The sequence below is a fragment of the Flavobacterium wongokense genome, from assembly GCF_021608265.1.
Lineage (GTDB): Bacteria > Bacteroidota > Bacteroidia > Flavobacteriales > Flavobacteriaceae > Flavobacterium > Flavobacterium wongokense.
The window spans coordinates 174817-182254 of record NZ_JAKIHP010000004.1; the positions used below are offsets into that span (position 1 = coordinate 174817).

The 7438-nt window shown below is 40.7% G+C and carries 3 protein-coding genes; all 3 read right to left on the bottom strand.

Annotation, left to right across the window (positions count from 1 at the left end; genetic code table 11):
• Positions 1 to 61: 61 nt before the first annotated feature.
• Entirely contained in the window at positions 62 to 1945 is a 1884-nt protein-coding gene (locus L1S31_RS12095; protein ID WP_236465000.1) for an OmpA family protein, read from the bottom strand.
• A 10-nt stretch (positions 1946 to 1955) separates the two neighbouring features.
• Positions 1956 to 2915, bottom strand: coding sequence for a PorP/SprF family type IX secretion system membrane protein (locus L1S31_RS12100; RefSeq protein WP_236465001.1), 960 nt, complete (start codon positions 2913 to 2915; stop codon positions 1956 to 1958).
• A 19-nt stretch (positions 2916 to 2934) separates the two neighbouring features.
• Positions 2935 to 7438: T9SS type B sorting domain-containing protein (locus L1S31_RS12105; protein WP_236465002.1), on the bottom strand; the 4504-nt coding region annotated here is incomplete at its 5' end.

Consider the following 7438-nt stretch of genomic DNA (forward strand, 5'->3'; position numbering starts at 1 on the left):
ACCCTAAGGTGTGCACTCATTCAAAATTCAAATTCTAACTATAACAACACTAACTAACTCTTTATTTCAAAATCATGAAGGTACATCTACGGTTGGCAGCGTGCTCCGCTTCGGTACAGTCATTTTTAGGACAGATGATCAATGGTTTGGTTTCACCATAACCGATTGAGCGCAGCCTTTTTCTATCGATACCGTTCTGAACAAGGTATTCTAAAGCCGAAGCCGCCCTTTTGTTCGACAATCTCAGGTTATACATATCCGATGCTCGTGAATCGGTATGTGAACCAATTTCGATTTCCATGTATGGATATTTTTTAAGGATGCCCAACAGCACATTCAACACTTCGGCTGCCTGTGGCTTGATGTTCCATTTGTCCAAATCAAAATAGATGTTTTCCAACTCAATAAGTACCGTTCCGTCATCTTTCTTGTTAATGATATCTTCGGCATCATAGTATGATTCGACCTTCATTTGTAAATCTATGTACACTTTCCCTTTTTGGCTGGTGTCAAATGTTGCTTCGGCAGGAATGTAGAAATCCTTGAAAGCCATGATTTTGTATTTCTTGTTAGGTTCGGTATTGAAGGTAAAACTTCCGTCTTTACCCACAACCACTTCTTCCAGAAGTTCACCGGCTTCGTTAAATAATTTTACGGTAGAACCCGGCAAAAGCTGCATCGATTTCATGTCGCGGACTTCACCTTCAACCAAATACTGCAGTTTGTTTTCTTCTTGTGTAAAAGTGTATAGGTTGTCATCGCCGGTTCGGTTGGAAGCAAAATATCCTTTTCCTGTTTTTTCATCAAGGATGAAATTGAAATCGTCCATTTCGCTGTTGATGGTAGAACCTAAGTTAAGCGGTTTGTCAAATTCGGTGTCGCTCAATTTCATCGCCATGAAAACATCGAGGTTTCCATTGCCCTGATGTCCATCAGAAGCAAAATACAAGGTTCCGTCTTCGGTCAAAAATGGGAATTGTTCCCTTTGATTGGTATTGATGGTTTCGCCCAGATTTCTTGGCTGGCTGTAAGTTCCGTCTTCATTTACATCGACCACATAAATATCAAACGAACCTAAACTTCCAGGCATGTCGCTGGCAAAATAAAGTTTCTTCCCGTCCTTAGTCAGGAATGGATGTTCTACAGAATAGCTGTCGCTTGAAAATGGCAGCATCGTAACATTTGCCCATTTTCCGTTTACCAACTCTGCTTTATAGATTTTGATCATCGCAACTTTTTCATCGCCAATCTTGTTCTGCTTTTCACCACTTCTGTTGAAATACATGGTTTTCAAATCGGCACTAAACGTAGCATTGCTTTCGTGTTTTTTGGTGTTGATGACATCTGAAAAAGGTTCCACCTTAGTCAATTGCCCATCGCTACTAACAGTTGCAGAGAACAAATCAAGGTAAGGCCTGTCGTTCCAACCGTAGGCATTCTTTTCGCCTCCATTCCTAAGCGAAGCAAAAGTCACCTTATCGCCATAGAACGAAATCCCGAAATCGCCATTCGTTTTATTTTTGGACATCATCTGCAGTTTGAAACTGTTTGGAGTATTCCTTGTGATGTTCTTCATGAACTTAGGCGTGTTTTGCTCAAACCCGATATATTCGGTCATGATGGCATCGCCTTTGTCAAAGTCCTTAGTTCCTTTTAAGGCATTTGCATACCTAAAGAAAACGTCTTTTTTTACACTGTCTTTGTGGGAGAAAAACAATTGGCCATAAGCTTTAACGGCGCTGGTCATTTGAAAATTGTAATAGTAACTGTCTCCCAGGTTTTGCAGTACCTGCTTCGACTGCGGTAGCTGTTCATAAGCTTCCGCAGCTTTAACGTAAGATCGGCTTTTGAACAATGCATCAGCCTGCTTTACACTAACTTTTTTTTGGGCAAAAAGAGTGGTGATACTGCAAAAAACAAAAAGTATGTAGTATATTTTTTTCATCATTTTCATTTTAAAAGAATCGTGGTGATTTGTCATATCCTTTACCGTTAGATGAAAGTTTATTTAAATCTAAATCAAATAATAAAAACACTTCGTGCGAACCCGAATTGAAGGCATCCAGGTTGGTAAGCGTATAATCGTAAGCATAACCAATCCTCAGTTGCGGCGTAATGTAAAAACTTGCCAAACCGCTCACGGAGTCACCCATTCGGTAACCTGCGCCTAATTCGAATTTGTTATTGATTAGGATGTTGGTTGTTACGTCCAATGATAATGGCGCACCTTCAACCCCTTTTGCCATAAAGGCTGGTTTGAGTTTGAAGTTGTCGTTCCCATTGAAGGTAAACACATAACCACCAGTCATGAAAAAGTGGACGGCTTCCACACCACTTCCCGGATGGCCGTTTATGGTTTCAATGTGTCTTGAAGTCATCATGTTTGGTGCTGAAAAACCTGCATAATAATTTGGCCCAAACAAATACAAACCGGCTCCAATATTTGGGAACGTCTGGCTGATATTATTTTGGAATGCCGGGTCAGGTAATGGATCGGTTAAAACAAAACCATTGAAATTAGTATCAAATAAGGTAACTCCGGCTTTTAATCCAAGTGAGAATTTAACCGTTTCGCTTACAGGGATAACATAGGCAAAGTCGGCATAAATATTATTCTCCTTAACCACATCGCCAATCTCATCGTGAACTACCGAAAGCCCAACCTCTACCCTTTTTGACAAAGGTTTATGTGCAAAGAACGATTGCGTCGTTGGCGCTCCTTTTACCCCAACCCACTGTGCACGGTAAAAACCTCCAAGGTTTATTACATCTGCATTATCTGTGGCATAGGCAGGATTCATTACACTCATATTATACATATAATGAGTAAACTGTGGATCTTGTTGTGCCCGTAATTTTGAAGTCAAAAATACAACAAGCAGTACTAAGAGATATTTTATAATTTTATGTTTCATAGTTACACTCATTTCTTCATTATCTGTTTAGATATACTCTACCTTGAATTGCTTTTTTAATTCCGTCCCTAAAGTCAAGAATATAGAAATACACTCCAGTTGGCAGTAATTTGTCGCCTAGGTTTATTCCACCTACTGTGGTTGTTCCGTCCCAATTTGGCACATTGATGTTTCCTTTATAAACCAGGTTTCCATAGCGGTTAAAGATCTCTATTTTGAAATTAGGATATTGGATAGCAAGGTTTGGAATTTCAAACGTATCATTGATGCCGTCATTGTTAGGTGAGAACCCATCAGGGATTATGATATCACAAACGGTTAAATCTACCGTAACAGGAAGACGTACACTTTCGCATCCATTAGCAGAGACTACAGCTCCATAATAGGTTGTCCCGTTTACTAATAAATCGGTTGGGCTGTATGCATTTCCTCCCGTTAAGGCATCGTACCAGATTATGTTTGGCGTTCCCACAACATTAGCAGATAAATCGGCAATGGTTGGAGCCGGAACATTGGTTCCACAGAAAAGGTTTCCTCTTTCAATTAACTCCGGCATTGGCTCTGAAGTTACATTGAAATTGGTTATCAGCGCACCAGCTCCACTAACCCCACATGGATTGCTTGGAGAAGTAAGGTTCGTGATTTGAACTGTCGTTTGTCCATTGTTTATAATGTCCGCACCAGGAATGGTAAATGTTGTACCTCCATTTGTAAAGGTTACTGTGATGGTTGCAGTTCCTGAATTTGCTCCCGACAATTGGTATTCCAATGAATAAATACCATCAGGTAAATTGCTGATTCCTGTAATGGTTACATTACTGTCTGAATTAGGACAGGTATCCTGAGCTGAAACCGTAGCTCCGTTTATATTTGGAATTGGAATAAGTGTGAAGTTCGCGGTTGCATTTTCACTCGCATTGCTACAACCTGTAGTTGCTGTTATTCCTGTAATCGTTAATACATAATTGCCGGATGTTGGAAACGATGATGATGGAATCGTAAACTGACCTGCTCCAGATGTTATTGTTACGTTTCCTGAGTTTCCGGTTACCGGACTTGCATTCGGAATAGAGTAATTAAATTGATAGACATCGTCAGGAAGATTGGTTGCACCTGCAATATTTACTACCACATCTGTCCCAAAGCATACATTTGCAATGGTCAAATTGGCATTATCAATATCAGCCAATGGACGGATTATTATTTGCGCTGCAACATTGGTCAACGTATTGGCACAAGTTGTTGCATTATTGACAATGCTGGTAAATGTAATCACTGTTGTTCCTGCATTCGGGATTGAAGCTGCCGGAATGGTAAAGTTTCCTATATTACCCGCAATGGTAACCACAACCGATTGACCGGTTAAGGTATTACTTCCCGATAAATCATAATTCAAGGTATACGTTCCATCAACCATATTAATCAGGTTCACAACTGCACCAGCACCAATACATATTGGAGTAGTGTTAATATTGACTGCAGTCAATTGTGGCGTATCCAAAACTGTAAACTGAACTACTGTGTTGGAGCTTCCACAAGCATTGGTAACCGTATAAGTATAACTGTAAGTTCCGGCTAAAAATGAAATAATATTGATTGGTGATGTTACTACTGTTGAAGCACTATCGGTCCAAACTCCACCCGGACTTTGACCTGTCAATAACAAATCTAAATCTACTGTTCCGACTGATGCGCAATACGATGGTGAAGGCGTAACTGCTGTTCCTACTGTTAATGGGTCAACAACTGTGAAAGTGATGTTGGCATCTTCAGCTGTGTTCGAACAACCTGTTGTTGTTGTAATGGTATTGATTGTCAATGTATAAGTCCCCGAAGTTGCAAAAACTGAGGCTGGAATCGCAAATTGACCTACTCCACCTGTAATGGTTACATCTCCTGAATTTCCTGTAGTTGGCGTTCCTGTTGGAATAGTGTAATCAAACTGATAGGTTCCATCTGGAAGATTGGTTGCATTTGTAATATCTACCACAACATTAGAACCAACACAAACAGAGGAAACCGCTAAGTTGGTATTGTCAATTTGTACAATAGGATTGATTGTGATTGATCCAGCAACGTTTGTCAATGTAGACTGGCAGGTTGAATTCGCATCCTGAATTGTATTGAATGTAATGATTGTAATTCCTGTATTCGGAATACTAGCAGCCGGTATTGTAAAGCTTCCTGTGGTTCCGGAAATTGTCACGGTTGCTGTTTGGTTTGCCAATACATTGCTTCCGCTTAAATCATAATTCAAAGTGTAAGTTCCATCAACCATTCCGGTCAGGTTCACCACAGCACCCACTCCGATACAGGCTATTGTATTGGTAACATTTGAAGATGCCATTACCGGATTCGGCAAAATGATAAACTGTACATCTGTATCAAATGTTCCGCAGGCATTGGTTACTGTATAAGTGTAAGTGTATGTTGCCGGAGCAAATACACTAACGTCAATTGGAGAAGTTACTACAGTTGACGTACTATCTGTCCAAACTCCTCCTGAATCGGCTCCTGTTAGTAAAGAATCCAAATCTACTGTTCCCACAGCATTACAATAAGATGGTGCAGTAACCGCTGTTCCCGGATTTAATGGCGTAACAACGCTAAAAGTAATGCTTGCATCCTCAGCTGTGTTTGAACAACCCGTTGTTATAGTAATTCCGTTGATGGTAATAGTATAAGTTCCCGCTGTAGCGAATACCGTTCCCGGGATTGTAAACTGCCCAATACCTCCAGTAATGGTTACATTTCCGGAGTTTCCTGTCGTCGGCGTTCCTGTTGGAATGGTGTAATCAAATTGATAAACTCCGTCAGGAAGATTGGTTGCATTTGTAATATCTACTGTAGCATCAGAACCAAGGCAGATGGATGAAACTGCGATGTTAGTATTGTCAATTTGTACTAACGGATTTACAGTAATCGTTGCAATGATATTTGCCAAAGTTACCTGGCATGTTGTTGAAGTATCCTGAATTGTATCAAAAGTAATCGTTGTAGTTCCTGTATTAGGAAGGCTGGCTGCAGGAATTATAAAACTTCCTGTTGTTCCTGAAATAGTCACGGTAGCCGTTTGATTTGCCAAAGTGTTGCTTCCCGTAAGACTATAATTCAAAGTGTACGTTCCATCAATCATTCCCGATAAATTAACCACTGCATCTGTTCCGACACAAACTGCTGTATTGGCAATGTTGGTAGATGTTAAGACAGGATTCGGTAAAACCGTAAACTGAACATCTGTGGTATCAGTTCCGCATGAATTCGTGACAGAATAAGTATAAGTATAGGTGCCTCCGACAAAGTTTGAAATATCAACCGGTGTTGGTACCGACCATGTTCCTCCGGCATCCTGGCCTGTTATCAAAGTATTTAAATCTACTGTTCCAACCGAAGTACAAACCGGCGGAATAGTAACTGCCGTTCCCGGATTTGGCAATGGATTAACTATTACTGTAACTGTTGACGCCGCATCTGAACAAGGAGTTGTACCCAATACTGTATAGGTAAAATGATAAGTTCCTGGGCCAATTACTGTTGGATTGAAACTATTTCCACTCAAAGCTCCTGTAGCATCATCATCATTCCAACTTCCTGTATCCTGTGTACCATCTAAGCCTGTTGTCAAGTCTACTGAGATTACATCTGCACAAGTAGTTAATGTTTGCCCTGCTCCTCCACTATTTGGAGCAGTAATTATGTTTACTGTTACTGTAGCAAATGAAGGTGTAATACAAGTACTTCCTACAGTATAAGTATAAGTTCCTGCAGCATCAACTGACGGATCAAATGTTCCATTTCCACTTGCCAATGTCGGCGACCAGATTCCTCCTGCTTGTGGTGTACCACCAAGATAAAGGAATAAGTCTTCTGGTGTTCCATTCGAACAAAAAGTTTTAGTTCCATTTGTTCCCGCATCCGGAATTGGATTTACAGTTACCGAAACAGTGGCAAAGTCATTCGAACAAGGTGCAGTTCCTGATAACGTATAAATATAATTTCCTTGCGGATCAACTGCTGGGTCAAATACACCTGTTCCACTTGCCATTGCCGGTGACCAGGTTCCTCCTGTTTGCGCAGTTGGTCCTAATAATAAGAATAAATCCTGTGGTGGGTTGTTAACGCAAATTACAAGCGAACTATCTGCTCCAGCTTCTGGTCCAGGCGTTACAGAAACTGTAACCGTAGCTTGATCATCAACACAAGGTGCAATTCCTGTAATAGTATAGGTATAAACTCCAGATATATCAACCGCCGGATTAAACATTCCCGTTCCACTTGCTAATGCTGGCGACCATGTTCCGCCTGCTTGTGGTGTTCCTTGTAACGAATCGAATAAATCTATAGGATTTTGATTCGAACAAATATCTAATGTTCCATCAGTACCAGCATCTGGTATAGGATTAATAACCACCGTTACTTGTGCAGGCTGACTTGGACACGTACTAGTCGTATCTGTTATAATTACGCTGTACACTCCCGGTGTCGTTGTGGTGAACGTTGCCACATTGCCCGGATTCGTAGCT

Bases quoted from the DNA above. Each gene is read 5' to 3' on its own strand.
- L1S31_RS12100 (WP_236465001.1), bottom strand. From the start codon at position 2,915: ATGAAACATAAAATTATAAAATATCTCTTAGTACTGCTTGTTGTATTT.
- L1S31_RS12095 (WP_236465000.1), bottom strand. From the start codon at position 1,945: ATGAAAAAAATATACTACATACTTTTTGTTTTTTGCAGTATCACCACT.